This is a genomic window from Mesotoga sp. Brook.08.105.5.1 (assembly GCF_002752635.1).
In the GTDB taxonomy this organism is placed as follows: Bacteria; Thermotogota; Thermotogae; order Petrotogales; family Kosmotogaceae; genus Mesotoga.
Window position 1 is genome coordinate 1 of the sequence record NZ_AYTW01000051.1, and the last position, 1,728, is coordinate 1,728.

A 1,728-nucleotide genomic window follows, 5' to 3' on the forward strand; every position below is an offset into this window, starting at 1 on the left:
TAGGGCTTCCTGAAAAACTACTACCTTCTTCCAGTTAAAGAGGTCGTCATGTTCAAGAGAGTAGTAGTTGACTCACAATATGTGGATTTTGACGTAGAACACCCTCGAAATTGCTCCGAATTCCTCCGATTTCTCCCCAGAATAGCCATCGGAAAAATGAAAAAAAATAAGCCCCTCAACCAGCGGGCAAGGTTCATTGCAATCATCGTAAAAGCGATCATGGTTTCGCTTGTTTCTTTCAGCTTTCCCCGGATAAGCCCCAGTCCATATTTCCGCTTTCCTTCTCCAATCTTGCCTTCAACTGCGTTCCTCACTCTTGCATCTTGTATCATGATCTTTCTCTCTTCTTTCTGTATCTGTGGGTTCTTCCTTCCCAGTCTCGGACCAGTAATCCTTATCCCTCTTTCCTGGCAATAACGTATGTTCTCACGGTTACGATACAGTTTGTCCACCAGCACCACTTCAGGATAGTAACCATAAGTCTGGCGGTATCGTTCTACGCTTTCTTTCATGGTTGCTCCTTCATTGAAGTTCTCCCAGCTCAGCTTTTCAATTTGAGCAAGTCCGTTGACTACACTGATTGCTATCTTGGCTCCGAACTCCGTGGGGCTTTTCTTCTTCCCTCGCTTGATAGGGCGTATATGTGGTTGGCTGATGCTGACTATTCGATGATCGATTCTGCGAATCTTTGTCTGGTACATCGTGCTTTGCTGATTGTAAAGTGTTCGGATCGTTTCCAGTTCTTTTCGTTGTTTCTGGTTCAATGTGTCTTGTGATTGTTGTCTCAACATCTCTTCGATGATTTTCAGGTCTCTTTTGACATATCTCAGTTGTTTCCCTATGGCTTTTCGCATCTGTAAAGCTCGAAACTTCGGCTTTTTTGCCACAACCAGGTATTGCATGCGGGCTTTGTTTCTGTATGTTCGTGGCTTCTTTGGCTTGTCTTCTCGTTGATCTGCCTTGTAGAGGGTGTCGATGATTCTTTCAAGTTTTTCTCTCCCCTCATTCAACAGCCTCAGATCGGTGGGATATTGTATGTCACTGGGAGCACAGGTAGCATCCAGTAACAACGTCCCTTTGTTGGGACTGGGTTTATCGTTGTGTTGCTGCGTGTTTCCCTGGTCGTTCTGTTTTGTAATGTCGCCATCGTTATCTCTGGATGAAGGCAGTTCTTCTTTTGTTGGTCTTTCAGCTCTTTGGATGTATTGTATGATCATGTCGTTGATGTCTTTTGCATTCTCAAAGTTAAAGCGCCTTCTGAAATGCACCATCATGGATGCGTCAAACAATGGAACCACCTGGTATTCTTTCATTCCCAGAAAATACTGCAAATACGGGTTCTCCGCAACCTGTGCTGCTGTCTCTTCATCGGTGTAGTTCTTCATCGCCTGTATTACCAGTGCACCAAATGCGATCCTTGCACTCTTTGCAGGTGCTCCCATTCCAGAGTCTGCAAACAACTTAGCATATCTGTCTTCAATCTCTTTCCACGGTATGATCTCACTCAGTCGAACCCATTGATTCTCTTTCGACAGTACTCTTGTCAGTGATCCTCCGAATCCAACCATTTCCATCTGGTTCTCTTTATGTCTCCTCAGAAACATCTTCGTCATCACCTCGGTGCAAGCATTTTGAGTCTATACCTTGTTTCCCCTTGCACCATTATACCACATTATTCGCCTGTACTTCACTATTCATGCGCTTTGTGTGCTTTTTCAGGAAGCCCTA

1 protein-coding gene is annotated in these 1,728 nt (G+C 44.6%); it reads right to left on the reverse strand.

The features are described from left to right. Nucleotides 1-20: 20 nt before the first annotated feature. Nucleotides 21-1,604 carry an IS5 family transposase gene (locus tag V512_RS12985; protein ID WP_165775403.1) on the reverse strand — a complete coding sequence of 528 codons (1,584 nt, stop codon included), beginning with the start codon at nt 1,602-1,604 and terminating at the stop codon, nt 21-23. Nucleotides 1,605-1,728: the final 124 nt, after the last annotated feature.